13 protein-coding genes are annotated in these 20,161 nt (G+C 74.4%); 9 read left to right on the forward strand and 4 right to left on the reverse strand.

Features of this window, described 5'->3' with window-relative positions; all coding sequences use genetic code 11:
- Window positions 1-315 precede the first annotated feature (315 nt).
- Genes ACWCRA_RS19215 through meaB form a run of 3 tightly spaced genes read left to right on the forward strand, consistent with a single transcriptional unit; the run spans window position 316 to window position 5,446 of the window.
- Window positions 316-2,217, forward strand: a complete 1,902-nt coding sequence (locus ACWCRA_RS19215; RefSeq protein WP_451068127.1) for a methylmalonyl-CoA mutase family protein — start codon at window positions 316-318, stop codon at window positions 2,215-2,217.
- Window positions 2,217-4,418: a methylmalonyl-CoA mutase gene (scpA, locus tag ACWCRA_RS19220; RefSeq protein ID WP_351545977.1), complete on the forward strand. Its 2,202-nt coding sequence runs from the start codon at window positions 2,217-2,219 to the stop codon at window positions 4,416-4,418. The genes ACWCRA_RS19215 and scpA overlap by 1 nt, the downstream gene beginning before the upstream one ends.
- On the forward strand, window positions 4,415-5,446 hold the full coding sequence (gene meaB / locus ACWCRA_RS19225) for a methylmalonyl Co-A mutase-associated GTPase MeaB (RefSeq protein WP_351545974.1): 1,032 nt from the start codon (window positions 4,415-4,417) through the stop codon (window positions 5,444-5,446). The genes scpA and meaB overlap by 4 nt, the downstream gene beginning before the upstream one ends.
- Window positions 5,447-5,470: 24 nt before the next feature.
- Here the strand turns inward: meaB and ACWCRA_RS19230 are convergent, their stop codons facing one another.
- The gene (locus ACWCRA_RS19230) at window positions 5,471-5,638 is read right to left on the reverse strand and encodes a hypothetical protein (RefSeq protein WP_451068128.1); all 168 of its coding nucleotides are present in this window, start codon (window positions 5,636-5,638) and stop codon (window positions 5,471-5,473) included.
- A gap of 340 nt (window positions 5,639-5,978) precedes the next feature.
- Here ACWCRA_RS19230 and ACWCRA_RS19235 point away from each other — a divergent pair, with 340 nt between their 5' ends.
- The 5 genes from ACWCRA_RS19235 to ACWCRA_RS19255 all read left to right on the forward strand — a co-directional run bounded on the left by ACWCRA_RS19235 (window position 5,979) and on the right by ACWCRA_RS19255 (window position 14,870).
- Window positions 5,979-7,322: a 6-phospho-beta-glucosidase gene (locus tag ACWCRA_RS19235; RefSeq protein WP_451068129.1), complete on the forward strand. Its 1,344-nt coding sequence runs from the start codon at window positions 5,979-5,981 to the stop codon at window positions 7,320-7,322.
- 118 nt (window positions 7,323-7,440) lie between these two features.
- On the forward strand, window positions 7,441-10,527 hold the full coding sequence (locus tag ACWCRA_RS19240) for an alpha-mannosidase (protein WP_451068130.1): 3,087 nt from the start codon (window positions 7,441-7,443) through the stop codon (window positions 10,525-10,527).
- A 66-nt stretch (window positions 10,528-10,593) separates the two neighbouring features.
- A complete protein-coding gene (locus ACWCRA_RS19245) occupies window positions 10,594-13,020 on the forward strand; it encodes an FHA domain-containing protein (protein ID WP_451068131.1) in 2,427 nt (808 codons plus the stop codon).
- Between the two features lie 12 nt (window positions 13,021-13,032).
- Window positions 13,033-13,854: a hypothetical protein gene (locus ACWCRA_RS19250; protein WP_451068132.1), complete on the forward strand. Its 822-nt coding sequence runs from the start codon at window positions 13,033-13,035 to the stop codon at window positions 13,852-13,854.
- The gene (locus tag ACWCRA_RS19255; RefSeq protein ID WP_351545956.1) at window positions 13,854-14,870 is read left to right on the forward strand and encodes a serine/threonine-protein kinase; all 1,017 of its coding nucleotides are present in this window, start codon (window positions 13,854-13,856) and stop codon (window positions 14,868-14,870) included. The genes ACWCRA_RS19250 and ACWCRA_RS19255 overlap by 1 nt, the downstream gene beginning before the upstream one ends.
- Here the strand turns inward: ACWCRA_RS19255 and ACWCRA_RS19260 are convergent.
- Window positions 14,867-16,210, reverse strand: a complete 1,344-nt coding sequence (locus tag ACWCRA_RS19260) for a streptophobe family protein (protein WP_351545953.1) — start codon at window positions 16,208-16,210, stop codon at window positions 14,867-14,869. The genes ACWCRA_RS19255 and ACWCRA_RS19260 overlap by 4 nt on opposite strands.
- Before the next feature lie 168 nt (window positions 16,211-16,378).
- Between ACWCRA_RS19260 and ACWCRA_RS19265 the strand changes: the two genes are divergently transcribed.
- Window positions 16,379-17,713 carry a DUF6777 domain-containing protein gene (locus ACWCRA_RS19265; RefSeq protein ID WP_351545951.1) on the forward strand — a complete coding sequence of 445 codons (1,335 nt, stop codon included), beginning with the start codon at window positions 16,379-16,381 and terminating at the stop codon, window positions 17,711-17,713.
- A 12-nt stretch (window positions 17,714-17,725) separates the two neighbouring features.
- Here the strand turns inward: ACWCRA_RS19265 and ACWCRA_RS19270 are convergent, their stop codons facing one another.
- Together ACWCRA_RS19270 and ACWCRA_RS19275 are read right to left on the reverse strand one after the other, a co-directional pair.
- Window positions 17,726-18,595 carry a GNAT family N-acetyltransferase gene (locus ACWCRA_RS19270; protein WP_351545949.1) on the reverse strand — a complete coding sequence of 290 codons (870 nt, stop codon included), beginning with the start codon at window positions 18,593-18,595 and terminating at the stop codon, window positions 17,726-17,728.
- Window positions 18,596-18,667: 72 nt separating this feature from the next.
- The gene (locus ACWCRA_RS19275; protein WP_351545946.1) at window positions 18,668-20,122 is read right to left on the reverse strand and encodes an amino acid permease; all 1,455 of its coding nucleotides are present in this window, start codon (window positions 20,120-20,122) and stop codon (window positions 18,668-18,670) included.
- Window positions 20,123-20,161: the final 39 nt, after the last annotated feature.

Consider the following 20,161-nt stretch of genomic DNA (forward strand, 5'->3'; position numbering starts at 1 on the left):
GCGGTGTCCGCCCGGCCGGCGGAGGGCACGGGCCACCGGTGAACGGCGGGCGCGCCGACACGGGCGGCGGTGCGCACCGGCGGCCACGCGACGCGCCCGGGTCCGGGACACGTCGACGCGGGAGGCGGCACGGAGCCGGCCGGGAGGACGACGCGGCACCCCACCGGCGGCACCGCGCGGGCCCGGGGGCGGGCGCCGGAACGGGCGTACCGGGGGTAGTGCACCTCCAGGAGAGGATCAAGAGCGGCGGGTGGTCGGCAAGGTCACAGCCCTCTCCTCTGCTGCCGCTCGATGCGCGTGTCCTAGCATCCGAGCATGACGGTCCTCCCCGATGACGGGTTCCCTCTGGCCGCCGAATTCCCCGATGCCTCCCACGAGCAGTGGCAGCGGCTGGTCGCCGGTGTACTGCGCAAGTCGGGCAAGGACGTTCCGGACGCGGCGGCCGAGGACATGCTCTCCACCCCCCTGGAGGACGGGCTCCGCACCCGTCCCCTCTACACGGCGGAGACGGCGGGCGGCGGCTCCGGCGCCGGACCAGCCGGCTTCCCGGGCTTCCCGGGCTTCGCCCCCTTCGTCCGCGGCGGCACCCCGCAGGGCGGCGCCGTCTCCGGCTGGGATGTGCGCCAGCGGCACGAGCGGCCGGACCCGGTGCGCACCAACGCGGCCGTCCTCGCCGATCTGGAGAACGGCGTCTCCTCGCTCTGGCTCTCCGTCGGACCGCGGGCGATCCCGGTCACCGGTCTCGCCACCGCGCTGGAGGGCGTCCTCCTCGATCTCGCGCCCGTCGTCCTCGACGCGGGCGCCGGCTTCGAGCCCGCCGCCCGGGAGCTGCTGCGCCTCCTCGACGAGCGGGAGGTGACGGCGGCGGCCGGCGGCAATCTGGGCGCCGACCCTCTGGGGACGGCCGCGCGGACCGGCGCGTACGAGGAGGTCGCGGGGCACACCGAGGCCGCCGTGGACCTCGCCCGGCTCTGCCACGGCACCCGGCCCGGGCTGCGGGCGCTGACCGTCGACGCGCTGCCCCACCACGAGGCGGGCGGCAGCGCGGCCCAGGAGCTGGGGTGCTCGCTGGCGACCGGAGTCGCCCTGCTGCGGGCGCTCACCGGTGCCGGGCTGCCCGTGGCGGCGGCCCTCGGCCAGCTGGAGTTCCGCTACGCGGCCAGCGCCGACCAGTTCCTGACGATCGCCAAGCTCCGCGCGGCCCGGCGGGTCTGGGCCAGGGTCGCCGAGGTCTGCGGGGCACCGGCCGCCGGGGCGCAGCGCCAGCACGCGGTGACCTCGTCCGTGATGATGACGCGGCGCGACCCCTGGGTGAACATGCTCCGCACCACGGTCGCTTCGCTGGCCGCCGGGGTCGGCGGGGCGGATGCCGTGACCGTGCTCCCCTTCGACCACGCCATCGGTCTGCCGGACGACTTCGCCCGCCGGATCGCCCGCAACACCTCCACGATCCTGCTGGAGGAGTCGCATGTGGGGCGGGTCATCGACCCGGCCGGCGGCTCCTGGTACGTCGAGCGGCTCACCGACGAGCTGGCGCACGCCGCCTGGGAGTGGTTCCAGGAGATCGAGCGCGCGGGCGGTCAGCTCGCCGCGCTCCGCGGCGGGCTGGTCGCCGAGCGGATCGGCGCGGCCTGGGAGCGGCGCCGGGAGGCCATCGCGCGGCGCCGCGAACCGGTCACCGGGGTGAGCGAGTACCCGCTGCTCGACCAGGCGGCGGTGGAGCGCGACCCGGCGCCCGAAGCGCCCGGCGGCGGGCTGCCGCGGGTCCGCCGCGATGAGGCGTTCGAGGCGCTGCGGGCCCGTTCGGACGCGCATCTGGCCGCCACCGGGTCCCGCCCGCGCGTCTTTCTCGCGGCCCTCGGCCCCGCCGCCGCGCACAGCGCCCGCGCGGGCTTCGCCTCCCAGCTCTTCCGGGCCGGCGGGATCGACCCGGTCCACGACCCGGTCTCCGTCGACGCCGCCTCCGTGGCGGACGCCTTCCGCGCCTCCGGCGCCGCGGTGGCCTGCCTCTGCTCCAGCGACGCGCTCTACGCCGACCAGGCGGCGCCGGTCGCCGGGGCGCTGAGGGCGGCCGGCGCCGGATGGGTCGTCCTCGCGGGGCGGCCCGGTGAGCTTCGGGACACATATACACGGGCCGGGGTGGACGCGTTCGTCGCCGCGGGCGGTGACGCGGTCGCCGTCCTGACCTCGGCTCTCGACCGGATGGGAGTGGCGTGATGAGCGTTCCGGACTTCACGGGCATCGCGCTCGGCGAGGGCGCCGGGTCCGGCTCCGACGACCAGTGGCGCGCGGCGGTCGAGGAGTCCACCGGCCGCGGGGCCGGCGATCTGGTGTGGGAGACGCCCGAGGGCATCCCCGTCAAACCGCTCTACACGGACCGGGATCTCGCCGGTCTCGACTTCCTCTCCGGCTACCCGGGGATCGCGCCGTATCTGCGCGGCCCGTACCCGACGATGTACGTCAACCAGCCGTGGACGATCCGCCAGTACGCCGGGTTCTCCACGGCCGAGGAGTCCAACGCCTTCTACCGGCGCAATCTGGCCGCCGGGCAGAAGGGCCTGTCGGTCGCCTTCGACCTGCCCACCCACCGGGGGTACGACAGCGACCACCCCCGGGTGACGGGCGATGTCGGGATGGCCGGGGTCGCCATCGACTCGATCCTCGACATGCGGCAGCTCTTCGACGGCATCCCGCTCGACCGGATGAGTGTGTCGATGACCATGAACGGGGCCGTGCTGCCCGTTCTGGCGCTCTACATCGTGGCCGCCGAGGAGCAGGGCGTACCGCCGGAGAAGCTGGCCGGGACCATTCAGAACGACATCCTCAAGGAGTTCATGGTCCGCAACACCTACATCTATCCGCCCGGCCCCTCGATGCGGATCATCTCCGACATCTTCGCCTTCACCTCGCGGCGGATGCCCCGCTACAACTCCATCTCGATCTCCGGATACCACATCCAGGAGGCCGGGGCCACGGCCGATCTGGAGCTGGCGTACACCCTCGCGGACGGCATGGAGTATCTGCGCGCCGGGCTCGGCGCCGGGCTCGACGTGGACGCGTTCGCGCCCCGGCTGTCGTTCTTCTGGGCGATCGGGATGAACTTCTTCATGGAGGTCGCGAAGTTGCGGGCGGCCCGGCTGCTGTGGGCGCGGCTGGTGAAGGGCTTCGACCCGAAGAACCCCAAGTCGCTCTCGCTGCGGACGCACTGCCAGACCTCGGGCTGGTCGCTGACCGCGCAGGACGTCTTCAACAATGTCACCCGCACCTGTGTGGAGGCGATGGCGGCCACCCAGGGCCACACCCAGTCCCTGCACACCAACGCCCTGGACGAGGCGCTGGCGCTGCCCACCGACTTCTCCGCGCGGATCGCCCGCAACACCCAGCTCCTGCTCCAGCAGGAGTCGGGGACGTGCCGGGTGATCGACCCCTGGGGCGGCAGCGCCTATGTGGAGCGGCTCACCCACGATCTGGCGCGCCGGGCCTGGCGGCACATCGAGGAGGTGGAGGCCGCCGGGGGCATGGCGCGCGCCATCGACGCGGGCATCCCGAAGCTCCGGGTGGAGGAGGCGGCGGCGCGCACCCAGGCGCGGATCGACTCCGGGCGGCAGCCGGTGATCGGGGTGAACAAGTACCGGGTGGAGACGGATGAGCGGATCGATGTGCTGAAGGTCGACAACTCATCGGTGCGCGCCCAGCAGCTCGCCAAGCTGCGCCGGCTGCGCGCGGAGCGGGACGAGGGGGCGTGCCGGCGGGCGCTGGAGGCGCTGACCGGGGCCGCCGGGCGGGAACCGGGGCCCGGCCTGGAGGGGAATCTGCTGGCGCTCGCGGTGGACGCGGCCCGGGCGATGGCGACCGTGGGCGAGATCTCCGACGCCCTGGAGGCGGTGTACGGGCGGCACTCCGGCCAGATCCGTACCATCTCCGGTGTGTACCGGAACGAGGCGGGCGAGTCCCCGTCGGTGGAGCGCACCCGTGCGCTGGTGGGGCGGTTCGAGGAGGCGGAGGGCCGCCGGCCGCGCATCCTGGTCGCCAAGATGGGCCAGGACGGGCACGACCGCGGCCAGAAGGTGATCGCCACGGCCTTCGCCGACCTCGGCTTCGACGTGGATGTCGGCCCGCTCTTCCAGACCCCCGGGGAGGTGGCCCGGCAGGCGGTGGAGGCGGATGTCCATGTCGTCGGGGTCTCCTCGCTGGCGGCGGGGCATCTGACGCTGGTGCCCGCGCTGCGGGAGGAGCTGGCGGCGGAGGGCCGGGAGGACATCATGATCGTGGTGGGCGGGGTGATCCCGCCGCAGGATGTGGAGACGCTCCACGCGGCGGGGGCCGCCGCCGTCTTCCCGCCGGGCACGGTCATCCCGGACGCGGCGCACGACCTGGTGCGGACCCTGGCGGCCTCGCTCGGCCATGAGCTCTCATGAGCCCCGAGGCCGGGCCCGCCGGGCCTCCGACGCGCCGGTCCCCCGAGGTCGGGAGCTATGTCAAGGGGGTGCGGGAGGGGTCGCGCGCCTGGGTCGCCCGGGCGATCACCCTGGTGGAGTCCACCCGGGCCGATCACCGGGTGCTGGCACAGCGGCTGCTGACCGAGCTGCTGCCGTACACGGGCACCGCCCGGCGGGTGGGGATCAGCGGGGTGCCCGGCGTCGGCAAGTCCACGTTCATCGACGCGCTGGGCACCATGCTCACCTCGCTCGGCCACCGGGTGGCGGTGCTGGCCGTCGATCCGTCGTCGAGCAGGACCGGCGGTTCCATCCTCGGTGACAAGACGCGGATGGAGCGGCTGGCGACCGATCCCTCGGCCTTCGTCCGCCCCTCCCCGACGTCGGGCACGCTCGGCGGGGTGGCCAAGGCGACCCGGGAGACGATCGCCGTGGTGGAGGCGGCGGGGTACGACGTGGTGCTGGTGGAGACGGTCGGGGTCGGTCAGTCGGAGACCGCCGTGGCCCATATGGTCGACTCGTTTCTGCTGCTCACCCTGGCGCGGACCGGGGACCAGCTCCAGGGCATCAAGAAGGGCGTCCTGGAGCTGGCCGACGTGGTGGCGGTGAACAAGGCCGACGGGCCCCATGAGCGGGACGCCCGCTCGGCGGCGCGGGAACTGGCGGGCGCGCTGCGGCTGATGCACCCGGCGGACGCGGCGTGGACACCCCCGGTGCTGTCGTGCAGCGCCCGGGAGTCCACGGGGCTCGACACGGTCTGGGACCGTCTCGAACAGCACCGGACCCTGCTGGAATCCACCGGCCGGCTCGCCGCCAAGCGCCGCGATCAGCAGATCGACTGGATCTGGTCGATGGTCCACGACACACTCCGGGACCGGCTGCGCGCCCACCCCGGGGTGCGGGCCCTGGCCCCCGGTCTGGAGGAGCGGGTACGGGACGGTGAGCTGACGGCGACCCTGGCGGCGGAGCGCATTCTGGACGCCTTCCAGGGGCCCGGGTCCGGCGGGTGAGGTCCCGCCGTCCGGCCCCGTGGTTCAGACGCCCCGGTGCCCGCGGATCGCGGCCACGGCGAGGACTCCGGCCGTCAGCCCGGCGATACTCCAGGGGATGCTGGGGCTGCCCCCGTTGAGCTCGTGGCCGGCCGAGGCGAGGAGCAGGACGGTGGCGAGGACGAGTGGGCCGCCGAACTGACGTGTCCTCATGTCTGTCTCCTCCACTGTGCCACTCCCCCGGGGAAGCGCTCTTGCCGCGGTCCTGAATTGCCCGCGGACACCTTGAATGATCATGCCCGACGCCACCGGCGGGGAAGCCGCCCAGCGGGTCTCGACCGGACCCGGTCCCCGGCGCCGGTGGATTCGTGATCGACTGTCCGGATCGGGCGGGCCTGCGGCCGGCGGACCGGCGCGCGGCCGGCGGTGCGCGCGGCCGGCGCACGGGACCGGCGCACGGGACCGGCGCACGGGACCGGTTCCGGCGATCCGCCCGGCCCGGGCCCGCGCGGCGGTGGCACGGGAGAAGAGGCGGAGGAAGGGTGATGGAGGCATGAGGCTCACGGTGCTCGGCGGCGGAGGTTTCCGGCTGCCCCTGGTCTACGGCGCCCTGCTGGGCGATCACGCGGAGGGCCGGATCACCCGGGTCGTGCTGTACGACACCGACGCCGGACGGCTCGCCGCCATCGCCCGGGTGCTGGCCGACCAGGCCGCCGGGGTGCCGGACGCGCCGGAGGTCACCGCGACCACGGATCTCGACGAGGCGCTGCGCGGGGCGGACTTCGTCTTCTCCGCGATCCGGGTGGGCGGCCTGGCGGGCCGGGCGGCCGACGAGCGCATCGCGCTGGCCGAGGGCGTGCTCGGCCAGGAGACCGTCGGCGCGGGCGGTGTCGCGTACGGACTGCGGACCGTGCCGGTGGCCGAGGAGATCGCCCGCCGGGTGGCCCGTGTCGCGCCCGGCGCGTGGGTCATCAACTTCACCAACCCGGCGGGCCTGGTGACCGAGGCCATGGCCCGTCATCTGGGCGGACGGGTGATCGGCATCTGCGACTCCCCGGTGGGCCTCGGGCGGCGGGTCGCCCGGGCGCTGGGCGCCGACCCGGACACGGCCTTCTACGACTACGCGGGCCTGAACCACCTCGGCTGGCTGCGCGGGGTGCGGGTGGCGGGCCGCGACGAACTCCCCCGGCTGCTGGCCGACCCCGGACTGCTCGGCTCCTTCGAGGAGGGCCGGCTCTTCGGCGCCGACTGGCTCCGCGCGCTGGGCGCGATCCCCAACGAGTATCTGCACTACTACTACTTCAACCGGGAGACGGTCCGCGCCTACCGGGAGGCCGAGCGGACCCGGGGGGCTTTTCTGCGGGAGCAGCAGGACCGCTTCTACGCGGAGATGGAGCGCCCCGGCACCCCGGCGCTGGCCGCCTGGGACCGGACCCGTGCCGAGCGCGAGGCGACCTATATGGCGCACAACCGGGAGGCGGCGGGGGCGGGCGAACGGGAGGCCGCCGATCTGGAGTCGGGCGGCTACGAGCAGGTCGCGCTGGCGCTGATGCGGGCCATCGCGCACGACCGGCGCACCACCCTCGTCCTCAATGTGCGCAACGGGGGCACCCTGTCGGTGCTGGACGCGGACGCGGTGGTGGAGGTCCCGTGTCTGGTGGACGCCAACGGCGCGCACCCCGTCTCCGTGAGCCCTCTGCCGGACCACGCGGCGGGGCTGGTGTGCGCGGTGAAGGCGGTGGAGCGCGAGGTGCTGGCGGCGGCGGAGAGCGGGTCGCGGGACCGGGCGGTGGCGGCGTTCGCGCTGCATCCGCTGGTGGACTCGGTGACCGTCGCCCGCCGGCTGGTGGAGGCGTACACGGCCGCCCACCCCGGGCTCGCGTATCTCCGCCGGTAGCCCCGGAGGGCGGGCCGGCGGAGCGCGGACGGCGGGGGGCGGCCGGGCGGCGGGAGGGCTCCGGGGCGCACAACCGGCCGGGCGGTAGGAGGCCGGCCGGCGGGGTAGACAGCAGGGTATGCACGATGAACGACGCCGGATCGAGGACCGTGTCGAGCGTCTCCTCGTCCAGCGCATCCAGCCCGCCGTCCACTCCCTCTCCCTGCCCTGCGAGGTGTCCTCCTGGCAGGCGCCGGGCGAGCCGGTGCCCTTCGCCGAGGCCGCGGCCCAGCGGTACGAGCCGTTCCCGATGGGCACCGCCTGGGGTCCGCCCTGGGGCACCACCTGGTTCCGGGTGCGGGGCGAGGTGCCGGCCGGGTGGGCGGGCCGCCGGGTGGAGGCCGTCTTCGATCTCGGCTTCACCGGTGCGGGCCCCGGCTTCCAGGCCGAGGCGCTCGTGCACACCGCCGACGGCACCCCGCTCAAGGCGGTCAATCCGCGGAACCGCTATGTTCCGGTGGCCCGGCGGGCCGCCGGCGGCGAGCGGATCGACTTCCTGATGGAGGCCGCGTCCAACCCGGACATCCTCGGCCGGGGCTTTGTGCCGACCCCGCTCGGCGACCCGGCCACGGCCGGTGACACCCCGCTGTACACCTTCACCGCCGCCGGGCTGTGCGTCCTGGACGAGGAGGTCTGGCAGCTCTCGCTCGACCTCGGGGTGCTGCGGGAGCTGGCGCTGGAGCTGGGCGACGGCGAGCCGCGCCGCCATGAGCTGCTGCACACGCTGGACCGGGCGATGGACGCGCTGGACCTGGACGACATCCCCGGTTCGGCGGCGGAGGTGCGGGGGGTGCTGCGGCCCGCCCTGAGCCGCCCGGCGCACGCCAGCGCGCACCGGGTGTCGGCGGTCGGCCACGCCCATATCGACAGCGCCTGGCTGTGGCCGGTCCGCGAGACCCGGCGGAAGGCGGCGCGCACCTTCGCCAACGCGACGGCGCTGGCCGAGGAGTACGGCGAGTTCGTCTTCGCCTGCTCCCAGGCCCAGCAGTACGCCTGGGTCCGCGACCACCACCCCGGGGTGTGGGCGCGGGTGGAGCGGGCCGTGGCCGCCGGGCAGTTCGTGCCGGTGGGCGGGATGTGGGTGGAGTCGGACGGCAATCTGCCCGGCGGGGAGGCGGTCGCCCGGCAGTTCGTGCACGGCAAGCGGTTCTTCCTGGAACACTTCGGCATCGAGACCAAGGGGGTGTGGCTGCCCGACTCCTTCGGCTACAACGCCGCCTATCCGCAGCTGGCGAAGCTGGCGGGGAACGAGTGGTTCCTCACCCAGAAGATGTCGTGGAACCAGACCAATCAGCTGCCGCACCACACCTTCTGGTGGGAGGGGATCGACGGCACCCGGATCTTCACCCACTTCCCTCCCGTGGACACCTACAACGCCGAACTGACCGGCCGGGAGATGGCGCACGCCGTGCGCAACTTCCGCGACAAGGGCGCGGGCACCCGCTCCCTGGTCCCCTTCGGCCATGGCGACGGCGGGGGCGGTCCGACCCGGGAGATGGTGGAGCGGGCCCGGCGGCTGGCCGACCTCGAAGGTTCGGCACGGGCCTCGATCGAGCACCCGGACGCCTTCTTCGCCGCCGCGCGGGCGGAGTACCCGGACGCCCCGGTCTGGTCGGGCGAGCTGTACATGGAGGGCCACCGCGCGACGTACACCTCCCAGGCGCGCACCAAACAGGGCAACCGGCGCAGCGAGCATCTGCTGCGGGAGGCGGAGCTGTGGGCGACGGCCGCCGCGCTCGCGGCGCCCGGCTACTCCTATCCGTACGAGGAACTCGACCGGCTCTGGAAGACGGTGCTGCTCCAGCAGTTCCACGACATCCTGCCGGGCTCCTCGATCGCCTGGGTGCACCGGGAGGCCGAGGCGGAGTACGCCCGGGTGGCGCGCGAGCTGGAGACGCTGATCGCCGGGGCGCTGTCGGCGGCGGGGCCCGCGCCGGGCGCGCCCCGGGTGTTCAACGCCGGGCCCCGGGACCGGGCCGAGGTCGTGGTGACGGCCGGCGGGCCGGTGTTCACGCGGGTGCCGGCGGGCGGCAGCGCGCCGCTGGGCGCGGGGGCGGCCCCCGGGCCCGGGGAGGCTCCCGCGTCCGGGACGGCCCCCGCGCCGGTGACGGTGACGGGCCGGGTGGTGGAGAACGGGCTGGTGCGGGTCGTGTTCGCCGAGGACGGCACCCTCGCCTCCGTGCGCGATCTCGGCGCCGGGCGCGAGGTGCTGGCCGGGCCCGGGAATCTGCTGCGGCTCCACACCGATCTCCCCAACCACTGGGACGCCTGGGACATCGACAAGCACTACCGGGGCCGCTGGAGCGATCTGACGGGCGCGGAGTCCGTCACGGTCACGGCGCCGGGGCCGCTGCTCGCGGCGGTCCGGGTGGAGCGGGCCTTCGGCAGCGGGTCGCTGATCGTCCAGACCGTGACCGTGCGGGCGGGCAGCCGCCGGATCGACATCGAGACGGAGATCGACTGGCACGAGACGGAGAAGATCCTCAAGGCCGGTTTCCCGCTGGACATCCATGCCGAACGGGCGACATCGGAGATCCAGTTCGGGCATGTGCACCGGCCCACCCACACCAACACCAGCTGGGACGCGGCCCGCTTCGAGGCGTACCACCACCGGTGGGTGCACATCGGCGAGCCGGGGTACGGGGTCGCGGTCATCAACGACGCGACCTACGGCCACGATGTCTCGCGCACCACCCGCGAGGACGGCGGTACGACGACCACGCTCCGGCTCAGTCTGGTCCGGGCGCCCCGGGTCCCGGACCCGGAGGCCGACCAGGGCCCGCACCGGTTCACCTACGCGCTGCTGCCCGGGGCGACGGTGGAGGACGCGGTCGCGGAGGGGTACGCGCTCAATCTGCCGCTGCGGACGGCGGACGCGCGGGGAGCGGAGCCGGTGGTGCGCGCCGACGGCCCGGGGGTGACGGTGGAGGCGGTGAAGCTCGCCGACGACCGCTCCGGGGATGTGATCGTACGGCTGTACGAGAGCACGGGCGGCAGGTCGGAGGCCACTCTTCGCACCGGGTTCCCGGTGGCCGGGGCACGGGTCACCGATCTGCTGGAGCGGCCGGTGGAGGCAGCGCCCGTGGCGCTGTCGGCGGCGGGGGACTCGGTGGCGGTCTCCCTGCGGCCGTTCCAGATCCTGACCCTGCGGCTCAGCCGGGCGTGAACCGGGCCGGGGCGGAGCGTCGGGGCCGCCCAGGCGAACATCAGGATAAATCGCTAGAATTCGAGCATGGCAGAGCGGCCTGTCGCTCCGACCGCGCCCGAACTCGTCCTCATGACGGACGACGGCTCCACCGTGATGAGCCCGGGCCACGAGTACCGCGTCGGGCGCGACCCCGAGAGCGATATCGTCCTGGACGACGTCCGGGTGTCCTGGCACCACGCGATCGTGCGGTCCCGGGAGGGCCACTGGACGATCCAGGACGAGGACAGCACCAACGGGACCTTCGCCGACGGCCGACGCGTCCACGAGTGGGGCATCGCCCCCGGCAGTGTCATCCGGTTCGGCAGCGCGGCGGACGGACCACGCGCGGTGATCGCCGCCCCGGCCCCCGCCCCGGTCCCGGTCCCCGCCGCCACCTCCGTCGCCGACTCCCCTCCCGTCCCCGGCTCCCCCGCCGATCCGGACGCGGACTCCGATTCCGTGTCGTGCGCGCCGGTGACACCGGCCGCCGCCACCGGCGCCTTCCGCCGGCCGACCTCCGTGCGCCCGCTGCCCGCCCGCACCGTCCGCATCGGACGCAGCGGCGACAACGACCTCGTCATCGACGATCTGACCGTCTCGCGCCACCACGCCGAACTGCTCGCCCACCCGGACGGCACCCACGAGATCCTCGACGCCGGCTCCCACAACGGCACCTTCCTCAACGGCGGCCCGGTCCTCCGCGCCCCGGTGACCCCCGGCGATGTCATCGGCATCGGTCACTCCCTCTTCTGTCTGATCGACGACGAGCTGGTGGAGTACGTGGACACCGGCGAGGTCTCGCTCGATGTCCAGGACCTGACCGTGACCGTGGACCGGGGCCGCAAGACGCTGCTCGACCATGTGTCGTTCCCCGTCGGCCGGAAGTGCCTGCTCGGCGTCGTCGGCCCGAGCGGAGCGGGCAAGTCCACCCTGCTGGGCGCGCTCACCGGGCTGCGCCCCGCCGACAGTGGCACCGTCCTCTACGACGGCCGCGACCTCTACCACGACTACGCCGAACTGCGGCAGCGCATCGGTCTGGTGCCGCAGGACGACATCCTGCACACCCAGCTCACCGTGGGAGCCGCCCTGGGGTACGCGGCCGAACTGCGCTTCCCGCAGGACACGGCGGCCCAGGAGCGCCGCGACCGGGTGGCCGAGGTGATGCGGGAACTGGGCCTGGAGGAGCGGGCGGGCCAGCCGATCCACAAGCTCTCCGGCGGCCAGCGCAAACGGGTGAGTGTCGCCCTGGAGCTGCTGACCAAGCCGTCGCTGCTCTTCCTCGACGAGCCGACCTCCGGGCTCGACCCGGGGATGGACCGCTCGGTGATGCACATGCTGCGCGGGCTCGCCGACGACGGACGGACCGTCATCGTCGTCACCCACAGTGTGCTGAGCCTCGATGTCTGCGACCGGCTGCTGGTGCTGGCGCCCGGCGGGCGGATCGCCTACTACGGGCCGCCCGGGGACGCGCTGCCGTTCTTCGGCTTCACCCAGTGGCCGGAGGCGTTCGAGGCGTTCGAGAACGACCGCGGACGGGACTGGGCGGGCACCTACGCCACCTCCCCGCTGCGCGACCGCTACGACGCGCCGGACCGGCCGGTCCCCGCGCCGGTGGCGGCGCCGGACGACGCGGCGGCCGTCCTCGCCGCGGCGCCGAAGCCCCAGAGCTGGGGCGCCCAGCTCTGGACCCTGGTCCGCCGCTACACCGCCGCCCTCGCCGCCGACCGCACCTTCCTCGCCATCATGATCGCGCTGCCGTTCGTGATGGGCGCGATGGCCCGGGCGCTGGCCGGTGGCCGGCTCACCGCCGAGACGGCCATGAACGCGCTGCTCATCCTCTGCATCGGCGGGGTGCTGACCGGCGCGGCCAACGCGGTGCGGGAGCTGGTCAAGGAACGGGTGATCTACCAGCGGGAGCGCGCCGTCGGGCTGTCCAGATCCGCGTATCTGATGTCCAAGGTGGTGGTGCTCGGCACCATCACCGTGCTCCAGGCCGTCGTCCTGACCCTGGTGGCCCTCGCGGGGGTGCGGCTCGGCGCGCCGGGCGGCGGGGTGCTGATGCCCCCGCTGCTGGAGATCACCCTCGCGGTGGCGCTGCTGTCGTTCACCGCGATGATGCTCGGGCTGCTGATCTCCGCGCTGGTGCGCAAGGAGGAGGTCACCATGCCACTGCTGGTGCTCCTCGCCATCGTCCAGGTGGTGTTCTGCGGGGCGCTGCTGAAGGTGAGCGGGCTGCCGGTGGCCGAGCAGCTGGCCTGGCTGGTGCCCTCCCGGTGGGCGCTGGGCGCGATGGCGGGCACCATCTCACTCGCCGCGATCGTGCCCGGTGAGCAGGCCCGCGACCCGTTGTTCGAGCACTCCGCCGCGGCCTGGCTGACGAACATGGGCATGCTGGTGGCGCTGTCGGTGGTCTTCGGACTGCTCGTCCTGTGGCTGCTGCGGCGCCATGAGCCCGCCGTGATGCGGAAGTAGCGCGGGCGCGCCATGACGACCGAGGACTTCCAGCCGACGCATGTCGTCCCGGGCGACGGGCTCCCCGCCTGGGAGGCCCCCGATGTCTCCCGGCCGACCGAGCCGCTCGACCCGCTGCTGCCGGTGCGGCTGATCGACCGGCGCGGCGACTGGTCGCACATCCTGTGTGCCAACGGCTGGCGGGCGTGGGTGGACGGCCGGCTGCTGCTCGCCGTGCCCCGCGACCCCCCGGCCGCCGGTCTCCCCCCGGCCCGCACCGCCGACCCCCGCCCCCTGCTGACCAGGACCGGGGATTCCCTGGCCCGGTACCGGCAGGCGGCCGAGGAACTGGCGGCGGGCCGGATCGACGGGGAGACGTTCCGGCGGCGGACGCGAGGGCTGCGGGTGGGGGTGGTGGTGGAGGGCGAGTCGGTGTGGCTGTACGACGCGGACCACGGACGCTGGGTGTACGGGGACGGGCGGAGCCTGAGCACCTTCGCGGTCTCGGCCGGCCCCGCCGGGGCCGTTCCGGGGGCTCCGGAGGCGGCGGACGGCCCGGAGGGCAGCCCGGACACCGCGAACGCCCCGGACACCCCGGACACCCCGGAACCGGCGGCGCACGGGCGCCCCGGCCCGTCCCCGGACGCCGGGTCCGGTGCCGCCGCCCGGCCGCCCGTGCGGGAGCGCACCGCGCCGACCCGGGGCCCGGGGCCGGACGGGGCGCGCCGCGAGCCGACCCGGGTGGTCGACCCCGCGCGTCCGGAGGGGCGGCCGGAGCGCCGCGCCGGTGAGCGGTCCGGTGCCGGGGACGGCGGGGAGCCGGACCGGCCCGGGACCGGGCGGGGCGGCCTCTGATGGCGGGGCCGGCGCGGGAGACCGGCCTGCCCGCCGGGCGGGCGTCCGATCTGATCGGCGGCCGGATCGCGGGGTACCTCGTGGAGGCGGAGATCGGGCGCGGCGGGATGGCCGTGGTCTACCGGGCCCGGGATCTGCGGCTGGACCGCACGGTCGCCCTCAAACTGCTCGCCCCCGAGCTGGCCCGCAACGACACCTTCCGCAAACGGTTCACCCATGAGTCGAGGGTGGCGGCGGCCATCGACCACCCGCACATCGTGCCGGTCTTCGAGGCGGGCGAGACGGAGGGCCTGCTCTACATCGCCATGCGCTACGTGGCGGGCCAGGACCTGCGGGCACTGCTCAACCGCGAGGGGCGGCTGCCCGTGGCCACCGCCGGCCGGATCGCCGCGCAGGTCGCGTCCGCGCTGGACGCGGCGCACAGCCACCATCTGGTGCACCGGGATGTCAAACCGGGCAACATCCTGGTCGCCGAGGGCACCGACAGCGACCATCCCGAGCATGTCTACCTCACCGACTTCGGGCTGACGAAGAAGTCGCTCTCGCTGACCGGGTTCACCACGGTCGGCCAGTTCGTCGGCACCCTCGACTATGTGGCGCCGGAGCAGATCTCCGGGCGCCCGGTCGACGCCCGCTGCGATGTCTACGGCTTCGCCTGTGTGGTCCACGAGACCCTGGCCGGGTCACCGCCCTTCGAGCGCGAGGACGACATGGCGCTGCTGTGGGCGCACCAGTTCGACGCGCCCCCGCCGCTGACGGAGCTGCGCCCGGATCTCCCGGCGGCGGTCGACGCCGTCCTGGCGAAGGCGCTCGCCAAGCAGCCGGACGACCGGTACGACTCCTGCGGGGAGTTCGTCACGGCCCTGCGGGCGGCGACGGCGGCCCGGCTGCCGCGCTCGGACCACCGGGCGCCCCGGGGGGACACCGAGGCCCTCACGGGGGCGCCGGCGCACACCACCGGCCCGCCGCCGGCGCCGCCGGAGTGGGCCCGCCCGGTCACCGGCGGTCCGCTCTAGGGTCCGTCCTCCGGCCCCTGCCGGGCTCCCGCGCCCCGGCTCGGGTCCCCCTCCCGACCGGCCCCGGTGTCGCCGCGCCGGTGGAACGGGCGGGCGACGAGGGCACCGAGGCAGCCGGTGGCCAGGCCCCAGAGCGCGGCGAGGCCCAGCGCGGACCAGAGCCTCGGAGTGAGGGAGAGTTCCGCCGAGAGCCCGCCGCCGAGGTCGCCGAGGCCGAGCAGCGACAGCCCGGAGTGAGCCCGGACCCGTACGGTCAGACAGATCAGGAGGACGGTGAGGACCAGCGCCACCGCCATCCGCAGGGCGTGCCGCCACAGCCGGGTCCGCGCGGGTGAGCGCGCGGCCGCGCCGACGGCGGCCCCCAGCAGCAGGAGCGCCGCTCCCGCGAGCAGCCACCAGACACGGCCGTCGTGGGCGGAGAGGGTGCGCAGATCGAGGGTGCCCCCCTCGGGGATGCGCAGCACCTGCTCCAGGAGCCGGGGCACGGGCAGCCCGAAGGGGCCTTCGGCGCGGCCGTCCCAGGACGCGCCGAGGCCGAGGGTGAGGGCGAGCCAGACCAGGTTGGGCAGTCCGAGCAGGACGACGGCGAGAGTCTCGGTGGGGTGGCCCCGGGTGACAGCGACGACGAGCGCGGCGACCACCCCGAGGGCGACACAGACCAGCAGCAGCACGACCATCGCGTGCGCGGCGGGCCGCACCGGCTCCTGGAAGCGCACCAGCCGGGCCGGCAGCGGCGCGCCCCGGGAGACGGCCAGGGTCAGCAGGAGAAGGCCCGCGAGCCAGAGCAGTCCGAGCACGACGGTGAGCGGCACATCGGCGCGGAAGCCGACGCGCGGTGTGGTGCCGAGCAGTTCGCCGAGGTCGGAGAGGGTGCCGCCGGGCCGGACGGCGAAGCTCCGGCGGGCGTGGGCCGCCAGCGCGATCAGGCCGACGGCCCAGAGCACGGCGATCCTGCCCGCCCAGCCGGCCAGTTCCCCGGTGCCGGTGACGGCCCGGTGGCGCAGGGGCCGCAGAAAGCCGCCCGCGAGGGCGAGGGCTCCGGCGAGCGTCACCGACAGCGGTACGGCGGTGAGCCGCGCCTCGGCGCCGGCGGCGGCCCCGGCCGACCCGGTCAGCTCGACGGTCCCGCCGGCGGCCAGGACGGCCACGGCGGAGACCACATGAGGGTAGGCACCCGCGGGCAGGCCCGGGGCGCCGGCCGCCCACACCCCGAGCGCGGCGGTGCCGATCAGCGCCGTCAGTCCGGCGGCGACCGCCGCGAGGGCCTGGGCCCAGCCGTGCGGGGCGGGCGCGGCCCGGGCGCCGTCCGGCGTTCCCCGCCGGCTTCCCTGCTGGCTCACGCTGCCACGCTAAGCAGCCCGGCGCCGCACCGCCCGCCGGGGAGGGCCGGATGCGGCGCCCGCTTGCGGACTCCCGGATTCCGGGGCACACAATGACCGGAGAGTGTGCCCGTTCCGCGCGCCGCCGGAGCCCCGTCGCTTCTGTTCTCACCGTGGGAAGAAGACCCCATGAGCACCGAACCCCCGCCGTCCGACCGCCCCACCGGTCCCCCGTCCGGCCCTCTGTCGGGGCGGCCGGACCGGGAGTCCGTCCCGCCGCCCCCGGAGCGGCCGAGCGGGGGCGGCCGGCCGAGCGGGCCGGAGGGGACCGGTGGCCCCGGCGGGCCGGGCGGGCCCCGGGGGCCGGGCGAACCGCCGGGGCCCGGCCGGGCGGAGGGGCCGCGCGGGGGCGGCGCGCCGTGGTGGCGCTCGGTGCCCAAGGTGGCGGCGCTCGCCGCCGCCGTGGTCGTGGCGGTCGTGCTCGCGGTCGTGCTGAGCGGCCGGGGCGGAGGCGGGTCGAGCGCGCGGAGCGAGGTGTTCCTCCAGGCGGCGGGGTCGGCGGGACCGGACCCGTACACCCCGTCGACCGTGGCCCAGACCGCCCCCGCGACGCCGTCCCCCCAGCCGGCGGGCACCGCGTCGGCGCAGCCCCCGACCACCCGCGAGGTGTCGGGTTCCACGCCGGGGCTCTACGGCGGCAGCCGGAATGTCGCGAGCTGCGATGTGGAGAAGCAGATCAGCTTTCTGACGGCCGATCCGGACAAGAACCGGGCGTTCGCGTCCGTTCTGGGCATCGGCCCGGACGCGGTGCCGGACCATCTGCGCTCGCTGACCCCGGTTCTGCTGCGGCTGGACACCCGGGTGACCAACCACGGCTACCGCGACGGCGGGGCCACCGGCTACCAGGCCGTGCTCCAGGCCGGTACGGCGGTGCTGATCGACGACCGGGGTGTGCCCGAGGTCCGCTGTGCCTGCGGCAATCCGCTGCTGCCGCCGACGGCGCTCAAGGGCGACGCGAAGCGGGTGGGTGAGCCGTGGCCCGGCTACAGCCCCGCCCGGCTGGTGACCGTGGAGCCCGCGAGGGAACCGGTGAAGGAGTTCGTGCTCTTCGACGAGAGGAGCGACGGCTGGATCGCGCGGCCCGCCGGGCACACCGGGAAGACGGACAAGGAGACGGCCCCGCCCGCGCGGGACCCGCTGGCTCCCTGCACCTCGCCGTCCGGCGGCGGGGTCACCTGCCCGCCGGACTCCCCCTCGGCGCCCGGGGACTCGCCGCCGCCGGGTGATTCGCCGGAGCCGGACCGGTCCCCGGCGCCGGGCTCGCCGGAGCCCGCGTCGCCGCCGGCCGAGGAGCCCCCGTCCCCCGGCGCGTCCGCACCGGAGTCGCCCGCCGCGCCGGACTCGCCGGAGCCCCCGCCGGCGGAGGAGACACCGCCGCCGCCGGCGGAACCGGCTTCCCCGGGGTACGGCACCGGGGGCACCCCGGCACCGCCGCCCGGGATGCCGCCCGCGAACCCGTCCTGACCGCCCTCGGGTTCAGCCGAGTTCGAGCGAGGTGACTCCGAAGATCCGCTCGGTGCGCAGCTCCGGAGCGGGTCCGGTGTACATGCGCACGGTGGGGAACTGCGGTGCCAGACCGCGCGCGGCGGCGATCTCCTCGGCCTCCGGCTGAGTCTCGGGCATGTCGACGGCGATCTCGTCGTCCGGGCCCAGATGGGCGGTGAGGCCGTCGAGCAGGGCCTCGGCGTCCTGCCTGGTGTCGGCGAAGAGCGGGCCGACCCGGTGCGCGTCGTGGCCGGGGCGGATCGCGCCGTAGCCGGTGACCCGCCCGTCGCGCAGCCGTACCAGGGCGAGATGGCCGGGGGCGGTGAGCCAGCGGGAGAGAAAGGCGCGCCGCCCGGCCGGGAAGCAGTCGCGGTCGTACGCGGCGATGGCGTCCAGATGCTCCGGGGCGACGGGGACCGTGCCCGCGCCTCCGGTGCCCGAGGCCACGGGACGGCCCGCGTGGCGGACGGTCCCGTACGCGGGGATGAAGCCGGAGCGCCGGTAGTTGGCCTGCTGGGCGGGGACCGCGTCCAGTCCCACCAGCCGGTCTCCCGCGTGCCCGAAGCCCGCCTTCCAGGTGGCGATGCCGAGGCCCCGGCCGCGCAGGTCGGAGCGGACCACGTAGTAGCCGAGGAAGGCGTACCGGTCCGAGTAGGCGACGACGGAGACGGACGAGACGATCTCGGCTCCGATACGGCCGACGAAGAAGCCGGCCGGGTCGGTGGGGTGGAAGCAGGCGACATCGCCGCGGCCGGGGTTCCAGCCTTCGGCGACCGCCCACGCGGCCACCTCGTGCCAGTCCTCCGGCGAGGCGGCGGTGACGGTGAGTCCGGCCGCCTCCTGGGCGAGAGGGTTGTTCATGGGAAGGAATCCGTTCTGTCGGTTGCGTCGTTCCGCGTCGTTCCCGTGCGGGTGCGCCCGAGTGCCGGGCGGTCAGATCAGGTCCATGGCGGCGACCTCGTCGGGGCTGCCGTAGCTGACGGGCCCCTGGAAGCGCCGGCGCGCGGTGGTGAACCACCAGGCGGTGGCGATGAGCAGGACCGCGCCGAGGGCGATCGGGGCGTAGTTGAAGGTGGTGGGGGTGATCGGGGAGGCGTGCGGCAGCATGAAGAGCACACTGCTGAAGACGATCCAGACGACGGCCGTGAGCGCGATGGGCTTGCCCCAGCGGCCGAGGTGCCAGGGGCCGGGCTCGAACGCGTCGCCGAGGCGCAGCCGCAGGTAGATGGGGACGCCGTAGGCGAGATAGAGGCCCACCACATTGACGCTCACAATGGCGGTGAACGCGGTGTGCGACCACCAGGCGGGGGCGATCAGCACCAGGGAACACGCGGCGGCCAGCCATACCGCCTTGACGGGGGTGCGGGTGCGCAGTGACACCGAATGCCACAGCCGGGAACCGGGCATCGCGCCGTCCCGCGCGAAGGCGAAGATCTGCCGGGTATTGCTGGTCATGTTGGCGAGTCCGCAGAACAGCATCGCGCCGATCACGATCAGCAGGAGGAGCTTGGCCGTGCTCGCGCCGAGGGCGTCAATGAGAATCTGCACGGGCGGCGCCGAAGCACTCGCTGTAGCCGAGTAATCGCGGATCGCATACACCAGGGCGAGCATAAGGATCAGTCCGGCGACCGCCGAGCCGCCGATGGCCCGCATGATGCCCTTGGGAGTGTTGACGGTTGCCTTCACCGTCTCTTCCGACATGTGAAAGCTTCCGTCGAAGCCGGTGAACGTCCAGCTCGTCACGAGCAGTCCGAGCATCGCCGCGTACACGCCGTGGCTGAACCCGGTGGTGTTCACGAAATGCGTGGCGAAGGAGGCCGGTTGATGGTGCGTGGGGACCAGTACGAGACTGAGGACGATCACCGTCATTCCGATCAGCAGCCACCACACGGAGATCCGGTTGAGGGTCGCGACGAGCTGGACGGTGTAGGTGTTGGCGAGTGCCTGTAAGAGCACGATCAGCGCGGTGATGAGCACGGTGCTCTGCCCGGTCACGGTGTAGCCGGGCCACTGCATGACGATGAACGCCTGGATGAAGGTGGCGGCGGCGTAGCCGGTGGCGGCGGTGCCGCCGATCTGGCCGACGAAGTTGAGCCAGCCCGTGTACCAGGACCAGGCGCCCCGGTGGCGCTTGGCGAGTTTCCCGGCGGAGAAGTAGAGGGCACCGCTCGTCGGATAGGCGGAGGCTATTTCCCCCATCGCCGCGCCGACGAACAGCACCATGATGGAGACGCTGATCCAGCCGAAGACGAGAATCAGCGGGCCACCGGCCCCCATCCCGAAGCCGAAGGCGGAGAAGATACCGGAGATGATATTGATGATGGTGAAGGAGATGGCAAAGTTGTCGAATCCCCTGAATCTCCGCGTGAGTTTTCTGGGATAACCCATCGCATGGAGTGTCGCATCGTCGTCGATAGGCACCGAATC

It is taken from the genome of Streptomyces sp. NPDC001889 (assembly GCF_053594535.1).